Source organism: Adlercreutzia equolifaciens DSM 19450 (genome assembly GCF_000478885.1).
In the GTDB taxonomy this organism is placed as follows: Bacteria; Actinomycetota; Coriobacteriia; order Coriobacteriales; family Eggerthellaceae; genus Adlercreutzia; species Adlercreutzia equolifaciens.
Genome location: NC_022567.1, coordinates 202516 through 219772, shown reverse-complemented (window position 1 = coordinate 219772; position 17257 = coordinate 202516). Strand labels below are relative to the sequence as shown.

The following is a 17257-nucleotide window of genomic DNA, read 5'->3' as shown; positions in this document are numbered from 1 at the left end:
AAGCAGTCGAAAACGGCATAGGGGGCACAATAGGCGACGGCAATCGCGCAAAAGCGCCCGGGTCTTGGCTGCCCGGGCGCTTGCTGTGAAAGGGGTATGCGGATTAAGCGATGGGATCCTCACCGAGGTCGCCGTTGCTCAGGGTGTCCAGATCCTGCAAGGTCTCCTTCGGATCGGAGCCGGCCGTGAGGAAGCTGGGGTCGTCCAGGTTCAGGCCGTCCAAGTCCATGGGGCCTTCCACTCGGCAGGTGTAATCACCCTCGGCGTCCAGGTCGATCAGCACGTGGCTGCGGTCGCGCAGCTCGCCGGAGATGACCTTCTCGGCGATGCGGTCGACCACCTCGCGCTGGATGAGACGCTTCAGCGGACGGGCGCCGTACACCGGATCGTAGCCGTCGATGGCCAAGTGCTCCATGGCCGCCGGCGTCACGTCCAAGGTGATGTGACGAGCCTGCAGGCGGTCGCGCACCTGCTCGAGCTGCAGATCCACGATAGGCTCGATAGCCGAGATGGACAGCTCGTTGAAGGTGATCACGTCGTCGATACGATTCAGGAACTCGGGGCGGAACGTCGTGGAAAGGGCGTCCTGGATCTTGTTCGTGAACTCCTGCATGCGCTTGGCGGCCTGCTCGGGCGTCATGGACATCATCTTCTCGGCCATCTCGCCCATGGTCTCGCCACCGGTGGCCTGAGCCTCGTCGTAGGCACGACCCTCGGCCGCATGCTCGCGGATGATCTGGCTTCCCACGTTGGAGGTCATGATGATGATGCAGTTCTTGAAGTTCACCACGCGACCCTGGCCGTCGGTGAGGCGTCCGTCATCGAGCACCTGCAGCAGGATGTTGAACACGTCGGGATGGGCCTTCTCCATCTCGTCAAGCAGCACCACGCAGTAGGGGTTGCGGCGCACGGCCTCGGTCAGCTGGCCGCCCTCGTCGTAGCCCACGTATCCCGGAGGCGCTCCGATCAGACGCTGCACGGAGAACTTCTCCATGTACTCGGACATGTCGATGCGCACCATGGCCTTCTCGGAATCGAACAGGTACTCGGCCAGCGTCTTGGCCAGCTCGGTCTTGCCCACGCCGGTGGGGCCGAGGAACAGGAAAGAGCCAATGGGACGGTTCGGGTCGGAAAGTCCCGCACGGTTGCGGCGGATGGCACCGGCCACCACACCCACAGCCTCGTCCTGGCCGATGACGCGGCCCTTCAACACTTCCTCCAGGTCGACGAGCTTTTCCATCTCGCCCTGCATCATCTTGGCCACGGGGATGCCCGTCCAGGCGGCCACAACGGAGGCGATCTCCTCTTCGGAAACCTCTTCCTTCAGGATGGCGCCGTCCTGCTGCTTCATCTTCACGGCTTCCTCGGCCACGTGCAGCTGCTGCTGCAGCTGAGGAATGCGCGAGTAGCGAATCTCGGAGGCGAGCTGCAGGTTGCCCTCGCGGGTGGCGCGCTCCTCATCGAGCTGAGCGCTTTCGAGCTCGGCCTTGAGGTTCTGCACGCCAACGATGGCGTCCTTCTCGTTCTGCCACTCGGCCTTCTGGGCGTCCAGCGCCTCGCGGGCGGCCGCGATGTCGTGGCGCAGCTTCTCCAGGCGCTCCTGGGAGGCCATGTCGGTCTCCTTCATGAGGGCCTGCTCCTCGATCTGCATCTGGATGAGCTTGCGCTCGGCGGCGTCCACCTCTTCCGGCATGGAGTCGATCTCGATGCGCAGGCGGCTGGCCGCTTCGTCCATGAGGTCGATGGCCTTGTCGGGCAGGAAGCGATCGGTGATGTAGCGGTCGGACAGCTCCGCCGCGCTCACGATGGCGCCGTCGGTGATGCGCACGCCGTGATGGATCTCGTACTTCTCCTTCAAGCCGCGCAGGATGGCGATGGTGTCCTCCACCGTGGGCTCGCTCACCAGCACCGTTTGGAAGCGGCGCTCCAGGGCGGCATCCTTCTCGATGTATTTGCGATACTCGTCCAGGGTGGTAGCACCGATGGCGCGCAGCTCGCCGCGAGCCAAGGCCGGCTTCAGCATGTTGCCCGCGTCCAGCGACGAATCGCCGCCAGCGCCGGCACCCACGATAGTGTGCAGCTCGTCGATGAACAGGATGATGTTGCCGTCGGCTTCCTTCACCTCACGCAGCACGTTCTTCAAACGGTCCTCGAACTCGCCGCGGTACTTCGCGCCGGCCATCATGGCGCCCAGATCGAGCGAGACGATCTCGCGATCCTTCAGCGACGAGGGAACATCGCCAGCCACGATGCGCTGGGCCAGGCCCTCGACGATGGCCGTCTTGCCAGTGCCAGGCTCGCCGATGAGCACCGGGTTGTTCTTCGTACGGCGCGACAGCACCTGAATGGTGCGGCGGATCTCCTCGTTACGGCCGATAACCGGATCGAGCTTGCCCTCGCGGGCCTGCTGGGTGAGGTTCTGGCCGTACTGCTCCAGCGCTTCGAACTGGGTCTTGTCGGTCTGCGAGGTCACGCGGGTGTCGCCGCGCAGGCTCTCGTAGGCCGCCTCGATGTTCTTGCGGGTGACGCCCGCCGTCGTGAGGATGCGGCCCGCGGCGCCCTTGTCCTCGGACAGGGCAATGAGCAGGTGCTCGCTCGTCGCGTAGCTGTCACCGAGCTTCTCGGCGATCTTCACCGAGTTGTCGATGACCTTGATAAGGTCCTGGCCAGGGATGGCCATGGGAGTGGCGCCGGTCTGCTTGGGCATCTTGGCAATCTCGTCGGCCACGTTCTGGGACAGCCAGACCGGGTCGGCGCCGATGCGCTTCACGATAGCGGCGAGGTTGTTCTCGTCGGAATCGAGCAGCGCCTTCAGCAAGTGAATGGGCTCGATAACGGCGGCATCGGCCTCACCAGCAACGCCCATCGCGTTCTGGAAAGCCTCTTGCGCCGTCACCGCCAATTTATCTAGTCTCATGTACGTTCTCCTTTTTATTGTTGAAACTCCCGGGGGCGGGCTGCGGGGTACCGCTCAGTCGCTCAGACAGTCCTCGCTGGTATCGAAGGCGCTGAGGCTACTCGCTCCCTTTCACTTACCGCCTTCGATACCATCTGCGGAACTCGCTTGGTGAGCGGCACCCCGCATCCCGCTTCACTCAACCTTGGCTGAGGAGGCGCGAGATGCGGGGCGTGCCTCCCGCGCGCAGTTCATTGAAGTGCATGGGGGAAAGTCCGAAGCCCTCGAAGGAACCTGCACTTCAATGCTGTTTGAGCACGGGAGGTATGCCCCGCAGCTCGCGCCGGACAGGTCAGGGGAGCCGTCGCGTCGGCGTTACGCGGACGATGGCGCCGACGGGGGTGCGGTTCTCAAGTTCGCGAACGCGATCGGCAAGGCGGCGTACCCGCGCGTGCAGGTCTTCCACTTCTTCCTCGCGCTCATCCAGCCGGCTCTGCAGATCAAGAATGCGCGTGACGCCGGCAAGGTTGATGCCCTCGCTCGTCAGCTCATTGATCAGGTTGAGCCGATCGATATCGGCCTGGGAGTACATGCGCGTGTTACCACTAGTGCGTCGCGGCGTGACCAGACCCTTCTGCTCGTAGGAGCGCAGGGTCTGTGGATGCACGCCCGCCAGTTCCGCGGCAATGCTAATCATGTACAGCGGCCGGTTCTTGTCGTCTAGGCCCATGGGCGCTTCTCCTCTCCCGTCGCGGCGAGGAAGTCCTCCATGGCCTTTTTCTGCTCGTCGTTCATGTCCGTGGGCACTTCGACGTGAATCTGAATCTTCAAGTTGCCGAACTGCCCCTTGTTCTTCAGATCGGGCGCTCCTTTGCCTTTAATGGTGAGCACCTTGCCGTCTTGCGTGCCAGCGGGCACCTTCACCTTGATCTTTTTGCCGTCGGGCGTGGGCACCACGATGGAAGCGCCGAGCGCCGCCTCCGCCACATTGATCGGCAAATCAACCGTCACATCGGCCTTATCGCGACCGAAGTAGGGATGCGCGTCAATCTTAGTGGTGATGAGCAAGTCGCCCGCCGCACCACCGTTTTCGCCAGGAGCTCCCTGGCCCTTCAGGCGCACGCGGCCGCCATCGACAGCACCGGCGGGCACCTTCACCGTGTGGGTGTCGGACTCGCTCTTGCCGGGAATGCGCACGGTAATGCGCTTCTCCGTGCCGTTGAACGCTTCGTCGAACGTCACGTTCAGCGTCACATTCATATCCTGACCGCGACGGGGCTGAGGCTGGCCGCCAAAACCGCCGCCGAAGTCCCAGTTGCCCCCAAACGCACCTTCACCGTGGCGAATGCTCTCCAGAATGTCGGCCCAACTGCCGCCGAAGCCGCCGGCCCCACCGCCACCGAAGATATCCTCGACGTTGAAGCCTTGGCCACCGCCCCATCCCTGGGGGATCTGGTTCTCGTTCGCCGTGCCGTACTGGTCGTAAAGCGCGCGCTTCTTCTCGTCGCTTAAGACTTCGTAGGCCTCGTTCAGCTCTTTGAACTTGGCCTCGTCGCCGCCGGCATCGGGATGATGCTTGCGAGCGAGCTTGCGAAACGCCTTCTTTATCTCATCGGCCGTGGCGGTGCGCGGAACGCCTAGCGTTTTGTAATAATCGGGCGTAGACGCCATTCGTTCCACCTCCATTACCTTAGTTAGTTACTTAGAATTGCTCTTTCAAGCACGAGGGCGGCCAAGCTGCGGCCGCCCTCGTTTATCTTACTCTTCTTCGGGCTTTTCCCTCTTGGGGCCGCCCGTGGTGATCGTCACCATAGCAGGCCTGATTACCTTGGTACCCATTTTGTATCCGGGTTGATAAACCTGCGCGACCGTTTCATCGGGAACGCTCGGATCGTCCACCGTACCCACGGCCTGGCACTCAAGGGCGTCGAATGCCTCACCGGCGGGGCTGATCACGACCAGGCCTCCCTTGGCCAGCGTATCGGACAGCTTGGTCTGCACGGCCTTCACGCCGCCCAGCAAGCCGGTCTCGCCGTTGGTCTCGGCGTAGTCCACCGTGCGAGCGAAGTCGTCGAGCACCGGAATGAGGCTCTCCATGAGCTTCTCCGTGGCACGCACCTTCTCGGCCTCGCGCTGCTCGGTCATGCGCCGACGGTAGGTATCCCACTCGGCATGCAAGCGCACGTACTTGTCCTGCCAATCGGCGGCCTCGGCCTTGGCGGCGGCCAGCTCCTCGGATTCCTCGATCGCACTCGCCACCGCTTCAGCGGCGGCCTGCTCGAGCTCGGCATCCAGCTCGCCGGCCTCGTTGGCCTCGATCACCTCGGCGTCGGCAACCACCTCGGCCGCGCGGGCGTCGTCGGCGGAGGCGGTGGCCGCCACATCGGCGGCCACGTCCTGAGGAGTAGAAGAGGTGACCTGGTCCTTCTCGGGCTCAGTCATCGTTCTTACTTCCCTTCGTTCTCGTCATCGACGACCTCGTAGTCGGCCTCGATGGTGTCATCGGCCGGAGCCGTCTCGGCAGCGGCGGCCTGGGCGCCGGCGGCTGCACCCTCGGTGGAGTACACGACCTCGGCGAGCTTGTAGCCGGCCTGCTGGATCTTCTCGGTGGCCGCCTTGATGGCGTCGATGTCGGTGCCCTCAAGCGCGCTCTTGGTTTCGGCGATGGCCTCCTCGGCCTGGGTCTTGGCGTCGGCCGGCACCTTGTCGCCCAGCTCGTCCAGCGTCTGCTGGGTGGCGTTCACCAGAGCGTCGGCGTTGTTGCGCACCTCGGCCTCTTCCTTGCGAGCGGCGTCCTCTTCGGCGTGCTGCTCGGCGTCCTTCACCATGCGGTCCACTTCATCGTCGGACAGGGCCGTGGAGCCAGAAATGGTGATCTGCTGCTGCTTGCCGGTGCCGAGGTCCTTAGCGGACACGTTCACGATGCCGTTGGCGTCGATGTCGAAGGTAACCTCGATCTGCGGCACGCCACGACGGGCAGCCGGAATGCCGGTCAGCTGGAAACGGCCCAGCGTCTTGTTGCCCGCGGCCATCTCGCGCTCGCCCTGCAGGACGTGCACCTCGACGGAGGTCTGGTTGTCGGCCGCCGTGGAGTAGATCTCGGTCTTGCGGGTCGGAATGGTGGTGTTGCGCTCGATCATCTTGGTCATCACGCCGCCCATGGTCTCAACGCCGAGGGACAGCGGGGTGACGTCGAGCAGCAGGATGCCCTGCACGTCGCCGGCGAGCACGCCGCCCTGAACAGCGGCGCCCATGGCCACGACCTCGTCCGGGTTCACGGACATGTTCGGGGCCTTGCCGGTCAGCTGCTTCACGAGCTCCTGCACGGCCGGCATACGGGTGGAGCCGCCGACGAGAATGACCTCGTCAACTTCGCCCATCTTCAGGCCGGCGTCCTTCAGCGCCTGCTCCACCGGCTTCTTGCAGCGGTCGAGCAGATCCTTGGTGATGCGCTCGAACTCGGCGCGGGTCAGCGTGTAGTCAAGATGCTTCGGGCCGGAGGCGTCGGCGGTGATGAAGGGCAGGTTGATGTTGGTCTGCGTGGTGGAGGACAGCTCCATCTTCGCCTTCTCGGCCGCTTCCTTCAGACGCTGCAGGGCCATGGGGTCCTTACGCAAATCGATGCCGTTCTCGGCCTGGAACTTGTCGGCCATCCAGTCGATGATGCGCTGATCCCAGTCGTCGCCGCCCAGGTGGTTGTCGCCAGCGGTGGAGGCTACCTCGAACACGCCATCGCCAAGCTCGAGCACGGACACGTCGAAGGTGCCGCCGCCCAGGTCGAAGACGAGGATCTTCTCGTCATGGTCGACCTTGTCGAGGCCGTAAGCCAAAGCCGCAGCCGTCGGCTCGTTGATGATGCGCAGCACCTCGAGGCCAGCGATCTTGCCAGCGTCCTTGGTGGCCTGACGCTGAGCGTCGTTGAAGTAAGCCGGCACGGTGATGACGGCCTGGGTGATGGGCTGGCCCACCTGCTTCTCCGCATCGGTCTTCAGCTTCTGAAGCACCATGGCGGAAATCTCCTCGGGGGTGTAGTCCTTGCCGTCGATGTCGATGACCGCGCGGCCGTCCTTGCCCTTCTGGACCTTGTAGCTGACGGTCTTCTGCTCTTCGGGAGTCTCGTCGTAGGAGCGGCCGATGAAGCGCTTCACGGAAGAGACGGTGTTCTCAGGATTGGTGACCGCCTGGTTCTTCGCGGCCTTGCCGACGACGCGCTCGCCGTCCTTGCGGAAGCCCTCCACAGACGGGGTGGTGCGATCGCCCTCGGCGTTCACCAGAATTTCGGGCTCGGAGCCCTCCATGACGGCCATGGCGGAGTTCGTCGTGCCCAAGTCGATGCCAAGAATCTTAGCCATTGTGTACTGCCTCGCTTTCACAGTTTCACGTATAGATGAATGATGTTGAGATGCACTATAAAACCTTAGTCTGGTGCTGTCAAGTTTTCTCAACAACATTCAGTGAGACAAGCTCACTTCCCAGCACAATACGCGCCAAAATATGGTGCAGACACGACACGGAGCTTCTGTTGCCAAACTAAAACAATGCTGTTATCAGGGGGAATTCAAAGAAATTGAGCGCGTGCCTCTTCACTTTCCTAAGCGCCTCTCGTGAAGCGATATATGAACGATTTATGTCTATGAGGCGATCGCTCATCGCAAAATGAGCCGGGCATTCCCTTCTTTTCCCCGTCGAACAGAGAGCTGCTCTTTATATATAATGTAATGCGACGGTACTGCCAGGGTAAGAGAGGCCACTATGCTCCCATCCGAATCTTCACTTCCTATCGCGCGCCGGGCCACTTGGCGTGACACGGAATGCCTCGAGCTGGTCTGCGGCATCGCCAACGCCGGTGGAGGTCGCCTCATCCTGGACGCCGACGTAGACAGCCGCGGCGCCGTGAAGCGACGCACGAGCCGCCTCATGAAAACCATTCCCGGGCTTATCGCGCAATCGCTCAACCTCACCTGCGCGGTGGAATTGGTGCTCGACAGCGGTCGCTTCTGCCTGGAGGTGGTCATTCCGCCGGTCAGCGACCCCATCAGCTTCCGCGGCATCTTCTTTTTCTACAAGGACGGCAAGAACCACGTTCTCGACGACGAGGCGCTCGATCGGCTCATGCAGCGCGACATGGAGGTCGACGTCAAGTGGGAGCAGCGCCCTGTGGTGCAGGCCAGTCTGGACGACTTGAACATCGGTCTCGTCACGCGTTTCACCGGAGCGGCCCGCGACACCGATCTCACCGTCGACCTCGACGAGGCCTCGGCCATCGAGCAGACGCTGCGTCACGCAGGCCTCATGACCGGCGTCGGCACCCCCACCAATGCCGGCATCCTGCTTTTGCATAATCGGCCGCACCAGTACATCCCCGGCGCTACCGTGCGCATCGGGTTTTTCGGAAGCCAATGCGGCACGCCCATCTACGAGGATGAGATCTTCGGTTCCCTCATTGAGCAAGTGCACTCAACCGTCGAGCTTTTGTATGACAAATACCTCCCCGAAGATACGCCCCGTCCCAAGAAATCGTTCCGGCTGGGCATTTCCGGCGGCCAGGGGCGTCCTCCGAAAGATGCGGTTCACGAGGCCGTTCTCAATGCGTTAACGCATAAGAACTACGACAGCGGCACCCCTGTTCAAGTGAGCGTTTTCACCGATAGGCTGTGCATCGACAACGTAGGACGTCCCCCCCAGGACATGGACGGTCGCCGCTCTGCTTTCGCGCCATACCTCGCGTCCGAACAACCCCGCTCTGGCAGCGGCGCTCAGATCGCTTGGCATCATCGACGGCTGGGGAAACGGCATCTCGGCCATGCGCATGCGCTGCATGGAAGAGGGAACGCCCGAGCCTATCTTCGAATTGCGCGATGACGAGACCATGGTCTGCTTCCCCATGGATCCCGATAGCTTGCTTGCCGCGACCATCTCCCACGACGACCCCCTTTCCTCCGCACCTCTCGCACGAACCGATCTCCCCGCCATTCAGTCAACGGCACGAGATCGCGCGGGCCAGCAAAACATAGGACTGACGCTCAACGATGAAAAAGTGCTCGCCATGATCGACATCGACGGGCGCCTTACCGCCTCACGTATCGCCAAAAATCTCAACATCAGCGAGAGCACCGTCCGCCGCAGCTTCCGAAGGTTGCGCGAACTTGGTCTTATCGATCGCGTGGGGTCGGACAAATCGGGGTTCTGGCAGGTCAAATAACGACATCACCAAGCAATGCATCACGCACCTTCGAGCCTGAAAACAGGACTGCCCGCACGTCCTGATCCGTGCGGGCAGTCCATGGAGTTGGCCGCCAGTCGCGCGTCCTGATCCGCGCGACTCGTCGACCCCTGCGGTCGCTGGCGCCCTTAGGCCTTATGGGCAGCCCGGACTGCGCGAGGTTCTTCTACTGGAACAGTGCTCGTAAGAGAGCTGTCGAAATCGTCGATTTCACGGGCGTAGCCGAGGCGACGCGCCACAACCACCGCGGCGTAGCCCACCGTGAGCAGCATGCCGAGAAGCATCACCCAGTGCGCCCAGCAACGAGGTTCGTCGAAAGCGCCCAATGCCGTAGCGTCGTCTTCGATGACCTCTTCGCCGCCAATGCGTGTCACGACAGGCTCCTCATCATCGAAGGCAACGGGGACGGTGCCGGAGGCTTCTTCTTCCAGTATGATCGAAGCTGCCTGCTCGGCCACCGCTTCGGCTTGCTGCGGGCCAGCAACCGCGTTCACCACGGCAGAGGCCAGTTGGACCGCCGCCTCGCCCTCGGGCGTTCCCGCACCAAGGCTGGAATGCGGAGCAGCCGGATTGAGCAGGTCGGGAATCACGGGATTGTCATCGGGCACAACCGACGCGGCGCCAGCCCCAATGGCGAACGTACCCTTTACGATGCTGACCTGGTAATTGCGGTTGCGCAGATACGTAGCCGTCAGAACATCGGGATAGATTCCCACCGCTTCGGCGTCGTTGGTGCGCACGAAGGAAATCGCACCGAGGTCGGTATCGCGCACCAAGCTGCCCTCAACGATCGATCCCGTGAACTGAGGATCCTGCGTGGAGAAGACCTTGTAGGCATCTTCAACGAGAATGGTTATCGACCGAGGCAGGATTCGCACCTCGACCGATCCCGTCTGGGTACCGTGGTCGGGGCACGTTACCGTGTAGGCAATTTGGTAGTCGCCTGCATCCGTGTAGGCAGTAGGCCCGTCGAACGTGATGGACGCATTCGCATCCCCCAGCTCGTAGGCGATGGCGTGCTCAAGGCCATCGTATTCGCCGACATAGCCCTCAACCGTCACGGGGCAGGCGGCCATGACAGCGCGGATGGTGCCCAGCTCTTCCACAACCGTGTAGTTGCCCTGCTGCGCCGTGTAGCTGTTGTCCGGCGCCGCCCAAACGAGCTCATAGGTGTTCGTCACCTCTTGCCCGACCTCGGTTGCTTGACCAGTCGTGCGGTAGCCAATCGTCTCGCCGTTGACCAAACCCGTCACCGTCATGGCGCTGCTTGTGGCCGCACCTCCCACAAGGGGGCGCGTCGCCGAGCTTGTAACAACCGTAAGCGTAGCGGGGGTCACCTTTACCGAAACGCCTTCAATACGCTTGAGCTCTGTGCCCTGGGCGTCTTTGATCACGACAACGAGGTCGGTCATGCTGTCCGTGACGTCTTCCGCAAATCCGTAGGGGTCGGCCATCGCTTTGCCCTCAAGCGTTTGAACCTCAATTTCCTCACCCTGGAGAAGACGCAGATTGTTAGGGCGAGCAATGCCGCGGGGCCGTCCATTATAGGTGTATGACGCAGAGAAATCGTCCGCCGCAAGAGCGCTGGTATCCAGCTTCCACATGGCATAGTACGTTGTCTTGCCAGGCGCAAACGTGTCAGGAAACGCCGTTACTTTCTCGCCTTTGCCATCAGCTTGCGTGTTCCACCCAGCAAAGAGATAGCCCTCGCGCTGGAAGTTCGATCCCTCGGGGAAGGCGACGGTGGGAACGGCGCCGTCGGTCTCTCCCTGCACGCCTGTTTGGGAGCCCGTCGCGTCAGAGGCATTCTTGTCAAACACGATAGAGGCGTCGTCGGCCGTCCACTTGGCGCGGTACGTCGTCGTCCCCGCCGGGAACACCTCCGGGAGGCACTCCACCTTCTCGTCGCCGTTATACCAGCCGTCAAACGTGTAGCCCTCTCGCGTCGGGGTGGGCAGGGAGGCTGTTATTTCCTGGTTGGTAACACCCTCCAGAGACGCTACCGTCGAGCCGCCCTGCGCATCGAATACGATCGCGGCCGAGAGGGCCTTGTAGTTCGCCACAAAGGTCGCGGCCTTCTCAACGGGCTGATTTAGCTGAGCGCTCGCATCAACGCCGTTGCACATCCACCCCGTGAACTTATAGCCATCGTGTTCCGCAACCGCCGGCGATTGCGGCATCGGGTCACCCTTTAGGCAACGGTGCTCAACTACCTCACGCTGGTCAGTGCCGTCGAAGTATCCGCCTATTCCGGCCTCATAGCGCACCTTCAGATACTTCTGCATGTACACCTTCAGCTCGGGCTTGGATGCTTCCGGATCGTACCTGAATCCCAGAAGGCTGCCTTCCGCCTGCTGATCGATGGCGTAATCATCCTTGTCGTAATTCGTCAAATCGAAAGCGGAGCTTACTTGACTTTGGTAGTTCGAGTCCGCGAGGTCGATGGCATAGTATTCGCTGTTGCGCACATCGATACGCGCGTCGGGAAAACCCTGCACTTCGCATTGCCTCGTGAGCGTCGGAGCATCGTCGGCCGGATACGTGCCGTCGTCGTTCATGTAGTAGTACTTAAGGGAAAACTTGATGGGGCTGGTATTATTGCCTCCCGTGTACTCGAAATGAGCCTCGAACACCGTGTCGACATAGTGGCCGTTCGCATCTTTGTTGAGATTGTCTTTCACAGCCTCTGCGGTCAGTATGGTCGAGTCATCATTCCTCCCAATCCACGTTCCGTCTCCGACGGCATTGGCATCTACTTTGCGCCATCCTTTGAATGTATAGTATGAGCTGAAGACTGGCGTGGCCGTAGCACCTTTGATCCCCTCATTGTTCTCGCAATAGAGGCGATCCTCAGATACCTCTAAGCTCGCGGGCGCCACACCGCCATTCAAGCTTACTCGGCCGCCAATAGTTGAACGATAGGTTACCGTATAGTACTGGCTCGGATCTTCCTCGTACTGGGCGTAAAGCGTCATGGTGCCGCCAACAAATATCGCGGGCAACGCCTCATAGCTCGTACCCGAGCCATCGGCTTTCGTGTTCCAACTTACGAATTTATAGCCGGCACGCACCGGAGTGGCGGCCTGCGTCGAATTTACGTCACCGGCGGTCACGCCTTCGATGGTGATTTGCTTTTCGTCGCCATCAAAAACACCGTCGCAAGCGTCAAGTACGATCGATGCGGAAGCGGGCGTCCACGACGCCGTGTAGAGAACGTTCGTATCACCCATCACCAGACCCGTGCCAGCGGCAAACCGACTGTCCGTCGCGCTGTTCACCCATTTATCGAACGTGTAGCCAAAGCGCTCGGGAGCCTCAGGGAGCCAATAGGTGCCGCCCTCATCGGCCTTCATCGTCTTCTCGTTCGAGCCATCGGCGAACGTGCCTCCTCGAGAAGCAAACGTGGCTGTCCGGGCGGTCTGGGACAAGTAGCGCGCGTAGAACGTCGCCGAAGCCTTCTCGCTGTATACGGCACCGGCGCGCTGGCTATAGCGCCCGTCGAGATACCAGCCGTCGAAGTAGTAGTCGACGCCGTTCTCGCTCGAACGCTGAACACCCGGATAGGAGACGCCGTCCACCGTAACGGAGCTGGACCCCTTTTCGGAATCGTAGCTGAGAAGATCGATGGCCGAATCGCCATTGCCGTGCAGCACCGAATGGGTCAGCAAGCCCGTAGGCGCCGCCACTTTGTACGTGACCGTGAACTGATCAGCCGTTTGAATGCGCATCTGCACATAGACGCGCATTGCGGATGCCGCAAGCTGGCTGCCATTGTAATCGGTGCAGGCTACTTTACCGTCAATGCGCACGACATCATAGGAGTAGCCCGTGATGTCCTCGAACTTGACCTTCGGACGACCCTCGCCAATGCTGCCGTTGTAGTAGGCGCGCAACCCGAGACTGACCTCCTCTTCCGAGGGCTTCGAGATGACGAGGTCGTCCAAATTCACCACTTTATTTGCGATGGGATTGCCGTCGGCATCCGTGCTTTCGGGAATCACCGAGCCATTGACGAGCGTGGTGCCGCTTTGGTAGCCGGAGGGCATCTGCACCAAGCCCGAGCCGAGAAACTGGGCGTTGGACATATTCTCGGCCACAGAAATGGCGCCGCCATTACCGGAAACGTCCTCGGACGGAGGAAGGAAGTAGAAGTAAGCCAACTGCGGACCTTCGGCATCATCCGATGCAGGTGCCTCCTTTACCGTTACCGCAAACGTAACGTCGTCACAGCGCACGATCGTCGAACCGGCAACAAGGGCCCTTACGCTACCGTCTACAGAAACGGTAGCTACGGTCGTGTTTTCGGAGGACCACGAACCACCTGCCGTGACAAAGCAGCTCAAGTTGCGCGTCTCCCCCGCGTAAAGGGTGATCTCGCGCGAGACGGCAGCCTCGTCTTCAGGCGTCTCGTCCGGGGAAGTCGACGCGGACTCCCCGGCTTGCCCGGAGGCCTCCTCGTCGGTGATATCTACAGTGTTCGCTGGGTCGTTCTCGTTGCTGCCGTTGTTGTCGGCATCCCCGCTCTTCTCGGACGCGTCGTCGCCAGCCCCGTTATCTTCAGAAGAAGCCGAGGCGGAACCGGCAGCATCGGACGGAGTCACCTCGTCCTCGCCCTCGTTCTCTGCGCTCTTAGGAAGGGCAAAGGCGAACGGAGCGTTCAGGATATCGGTAGTGAAGGTTAACACGTTCGGATTGATCTCGCCCTCAAACGTGAGAGGCTTCTCCACCGCAACAAGCGAGGCATCGTCGGCGCTGTTGATGCGATAGGCGCGCATCGAGCTTGCGATCATGCTCTCCCAGTTCATCGTGACGCGGTAGCTCATGTCCGAGAGGTTCAGCTCGGTATTCGTCTCATCGACAAGGGAGATTTGATAGATGCGGAAGAGCTCCTCATCGTCGGCAAGGCCCTTGCTCGCAGCGGCTTTCGCTTGGTCGGTCTCAGCAGCCTCAACGAAAAGCCGCGCGCCTTCAGGAAGCGTGCCGCTCGCCTCAAGATTGACCGATACGCCATCGGCCTCAGCCGTCAGCGTTGTCCCCGCATCAAACTGCGGAACGTCGACCGACGGCAGCGTGACGGCAGACCTATCGTTTTCGATGCCGCCTGTTGTATCTTCATTACTGGCAGCAGGCGTTTCAGGATCGTCAGCTTCAACCGAGGACGCCACCGTCTTCTCGCCCACTTCGCCATCGAAGGCGTCATCGGCCAAGGCCACGTCGGCGAACACCGAGACATTTAGAAACGAAAGCGCCATGAGCACGGAAAGGACGACGGCTACGACCTTGCCTTCAATGCAATTCCGCGCGTCGGTGAGTCGCTGTATCGTGTTCATTTCCACCAACTTCTCCTTAACCTGGCAGCCTTTTGCTGCCGCCTTCCTCTTCTCGTCTGTTCCGAGCAGAATCTCGGAACCGCCCTCTTTCGCATAGAGGCGTTCAATATCGATGAGAATTCTACGTAGCATTAATTAAGAGTGCTGTAAGTTGACGCGATTTGCTTGGGTATTGATATGGTAACGATAGTCTATTTGTTGACATTCTGTCGCTCTCTTGTTTTGAGTTGGCAATGACAGGCAAGAAAAAGGCGGCCTCTGCCGCCATAATTGCCTTAGATTTCAAGAAGAGAGCTAAAGCGCACCGCCAACGAGCGCCATGAGCTCATCCCTGTTACGGAACGCCTTGGGGCGATCGGGGCGCGCAACCTCTACCACATCGCCTTCCCACGTTGTGCCCGCATCGGCGAACTTCGAGGAATGCACGATGCGCTGGAAGCGCACTCGTGAGTTGGCAGGCAGCTCGGCTAATTCGAACCCATAGGTAAGGTTCGAGAGAATCGCCTGCAACGCGTCGACCACCTCATCATCGGGGCTCAGACGCACCACTCCCATCTCGCTGTTGTAGAGCAGCCCCGGCGCAACGAAGATTGTGCGGATCCGTTCCTGACGCTTCTTTTCGGCCCAGTGAATGGCAACGCAGGCAGCGGCAATAACGACCCACCAGACAACCGTCACCACAATATCGAGGGGGTTGTCCACGAGATCGAACTGCAGCGCATGCCAAATCCAGAGGAAGGCAACGGAAGCCAGCAGAAGCACAGCGGCTATGATCCAGTTGCTCTTTCGCATACGACGTGACTCCTGAATGTTGCTTCTCGCGGGGTAACTCATTTTCATTTTGCCAATTTTACCCCTTTAAGGTACGACAGGCTACCTCATTTTGCGTGTTCATTTACTCAATTCGCAAGAAAGCCCGCTGCAGCAGCAACGGGCTTTCAATGGACTTCGATAAAAGAGACTCTGGAAGACTCCGCGCTCAATCGCACTTACCGAAAATTGAGAGCTAGTCCTCGACGATCTCCGGGATAGCGCCCATGGGGCACTCCTCGACGCAGTCGCCACAAGCGATGCAGGCTTCCTCGTTCACGGCGTCGGCAACGCCATTGACGACCTCGAGCACTTCCTGGGGGCACGCGTCAACGCAGATGCCGCAGCCGATGCACTCGTCAGCTTCAATTACGGGATGAGACATGGGAAGCTCCTTCGTTCTCGGGTGATAATCCTCGTCTATGAAGCAGGGGCTTTCCGCCCCCCGTTACTTCACTGCGCAAGATACCATGAAAGAGCCGAAGCGCAAGTAGAAATAGAAAACTTTTCAGGGGGCGGCTAAGGAGTGCGTAACGAACTAGCAGATGCGGGGGAGCTGTTCGCCGACGAGCATGTCCAAGATGCGGGTGCTACCGAAAGCGGTGCGCAGGAACACCTTGGGGCCGCGGGCCGGGTCGGCCTCGGTCACGCGCCCGATAATGGCGGCATCGGCGCCATAGGGGCTCTTCCGCATGGCGGCCAGCGCCGCCTCGGCCTCGTCAGCGGCCACCACGCAGACCATCTTGCCCTCGTTGGCCACCTGCATTACATCGTAGCCGAGCATCTCGCAAGCGCCCAGCACGGCGTCCTTCACGGGAATGGCGTCCTCGTCCACCGTGATGTCGGTGCCAGACTGCTCGGCCAGCTCGTTCAGCGTCGAAGCAATGCCGCCGCGCGTGGGATCGCGGAAGCAACGGGTGTTCGGCGCCGCGGCCAGCACATCGGCGATGAGGTGGTTCAACGGCGCCGCGTCGCTTTCGATATTCGCCGAGAAGTTCAGCCCCTCGCGGCAACTCATGATGGTGATGCCGTGGTCGCCCAAGGTGCCGCTCACCAGCACCGCATCGCCGGGGCGGATTTGCGCACCGCCCAGATTCACGCCCTCGGCGAGGGCGCCCACGCCACTCGTGTTGATGTAGATGCCGTCGCCATGGCCCCGGTTCACCACCTTGGTGTCGCCGGTGACGAACCGCACGCCGGCCTCGCGCGCCGCCTCGGCCATGAAAGCGCAGATGCGGCGCAGGTCATCCATGGGAAAGCCCTCTTCCAAAATGAAGGCGCACGAAAGGTAGAGAGGACGGGCGCCGGAGGTGGCCACATCGTTCACGGTGCCGCACACGGCCAAACGGCCGATGTCGCCGCCGGGGAAGAAATGCGGTGTCACCACGAAGCTGTCCGTGGAATAAGCCAGTCGCTCGCCGGGCGCGAGGGCCGGCAGCACCGCCGCGTCATCGCCGCGCAGAAGCTCATCGGTGCCGTAGGCCTCGAAGAACACCTCGTCGATGATGCGCTTCATCATGGAACCGCCGGAACCATGCCCCAGCATTACCTTCTCGTCTGCCATTACATAAACCTTCCCGTGGTGGTGAGCACCAGCTTGCCGTTCTTCACACCCTTGGTGCCCAAAATGAGGTTCGCCACGCTTTGCACGAGGCCCGTTTCACCGCGCATGACGATGACTTCCAGGCACATATGCTCGTCCACATGTACGTGCATCGTGGAGATAATCGTGTCGAAGTAGTCGTGCTGAATGGTGTGCAGCTTCTCCTGCAGATCGTTGGAGTGGTGGTCGTAAATAATGGTGAGCGTGCCCATGACAAGGCCCCCAGGCGTTGCGCACTCTTCTTCCACGAGGGCGTCGCGCACCAAATCACGCACCACTTCGCTGCGGTTCTTCGCCAGGCCGCGGCGAGCCACCAGCTGGTCGAACTCCATGAGCAGCCCCTCGGGCATGGCCACGGAGAAGCGAACGAGGTCGTTGCTCATCGGTCGCGCCGC

At 61.1% G+C, this 17257-nt stretch carries 11 protein-coding genes; 1 reads left to right on the top strand and 10 read right to left on the bottom strand.

Translation table 11 applies throughout. The annotated features are described in order from the left end of the window. Positions 1 to 103: 103 nt before the first annotated feature. The 5 genes from AEQU_RS00545 to dnaK form a co-directional block, all read right to left on the bottom strand. Positions 104 to 2917: an ATP-dependent Clp protease ATP-binding subunit gene (locus AEQU_RS00545; RefSeq protein ID WP_022738239.1), complete on the bottom strand. Its 2814-nt coding sequence runs from the start codon at positions 2915 to 2917 to the stop codon at positions 104 to 106. A gap of 331 nt (positions 2918 to 3248) precedes the next feature. Continuing rightward, positions 3249 to 3626: a heat shock protein transcriptional repressor HspR gene (locus AEQU_RS00540; RefSeq protein WP_022738235.1), complete on the bottom strand. Its 378-nt coding sequence runs from the start codon at positions 3624 to 3626 to the stop codon at positions 3249 to 3251. Further along, entirely contained in the window at positions 3617 to 4567 is a 951-nt protein-coding gene (locus AEQU_RS00535; protein WP_022738233.1) for a DnaJ C-terminal domain-containing protein, read from the bottom strand. Before AEQU_RS00535 ends, AEQU_RS00540 begins: the two co-directional genes overlap by 10 nt. 87 nt (positions 4568 to 4654) lie before the next feature. After that, positions 4655 to 5338 (bottom strand): nucleotide exchange factor GrpE, encoded by a 684-nt coding sequence (locus tag AEQU_RS00530; protein WP_022738231.1) that lies wholly within the window; start codon positions 5336 to 5338, stop codon positions 4655 to 4657. A gap of 5 nt (positions 5339 to 5343) precedes the next feature. Beyond that, entirely contained in the window at positions 5344 to 7248 is a 1905-nt protein-coding gene (dnaK, locus tag AEQU_RS00525) for a molecular chaperone DnaK (RefSeq protein ID WP_022738229.1), read from the bottom strand. 1352 nt (positions 7249 to 8600) lie between these two features. Here dnaK and AEQU_RS00515 point away from each other — a divergent pair. Continuing rightward, the gene (locus AEQU_RS00515) at positions 8601 to 9098 is read left to right on the top strand and encodes an ATP-binding protein (protein WP_342341757.1); all 498 of its coding nucleotides are present in this window, start codon (positions 8601 to 8603) and stop codon (positions 9096 to 9098) included. A gap of 149 nt (positions 9099 to 9247) precedes the next feature. On the opposite strand, the gene AEQU_RS00510 is transcribed toward AEQU_RS00515, so the two are convergent. The 5 genes from AEQU_RS00510 to nikR all read right to left on the bottom strand — a co-directional run bounded on the left by AEQU_RS00510 (position 9248) and on the right by nikR (position 17245). After that, a complete protein-coding gene (locus AEQU_RS00510; RefSeq protein WP_041714271.1) occupies positions 9248 to 14449 on the bottom strand; it encodes an InlB B-repeat-containing protein in 5202 nt (1733 codons plus the stop codon). A gap of 294 nt (positions 14450 to 14743) precedes the next feature. Further along, positions 14744 to 15241 carry a hypothetical protein gene (locus AEQU_RS00505; protein ID WP_022738212.1) on the bottom strand — a complete coding sequence of 166 codons (498 nt, stop codon included), beginning with the start codon at positions 15239 to 15241 and terminating at the stop codon, positions 14744 to 14746. Positions 15242 to 15455: 214 nt separating this feature from the next. Next, positions 15456 to 15644 carry a 4Fe-4S binding protein gene (locus tag AEQU_RS00500; RefSeq protein WP_022738207.1) on the bottom strand — a complete coding sequence of 63 codons (189 nt, stop codon included), beginning with the start codon at positions 15642 to 15644 and terminating at the stop codon, positions 15456 to 15458. A 153-nt stretch (positions 15645 to 15797) separates the two neighbouring features. Beyond that, positions 15798 to 16823, bottom strand: a complete 1026-nt coding sequence (gene hypE, locus AEQU_RS00495; protein ID WP_022738204.1) for a hydrogenase expression/formation protein HypE — start codon at positions 16821 to 16823, stop codon at positions 15798 to 15800. Continuing rightward, positions 16823 to 17245, bottom strand: coding sequence for a nickel-responsive transcriptional regulator NikR (nikR, locus tag AEQU_RS00490; RefSeq protein ID WP_022738200.1), 423 nt, complete (start codon positions 17243 to 17245; stop codon positions 16823 to 16825). The genes hypE and nikR overlap by 1 nt, the downstream gene beginning before the upstream one ends. Positions 17246 to 17257 lie beyond the last annotated feature (12 nt).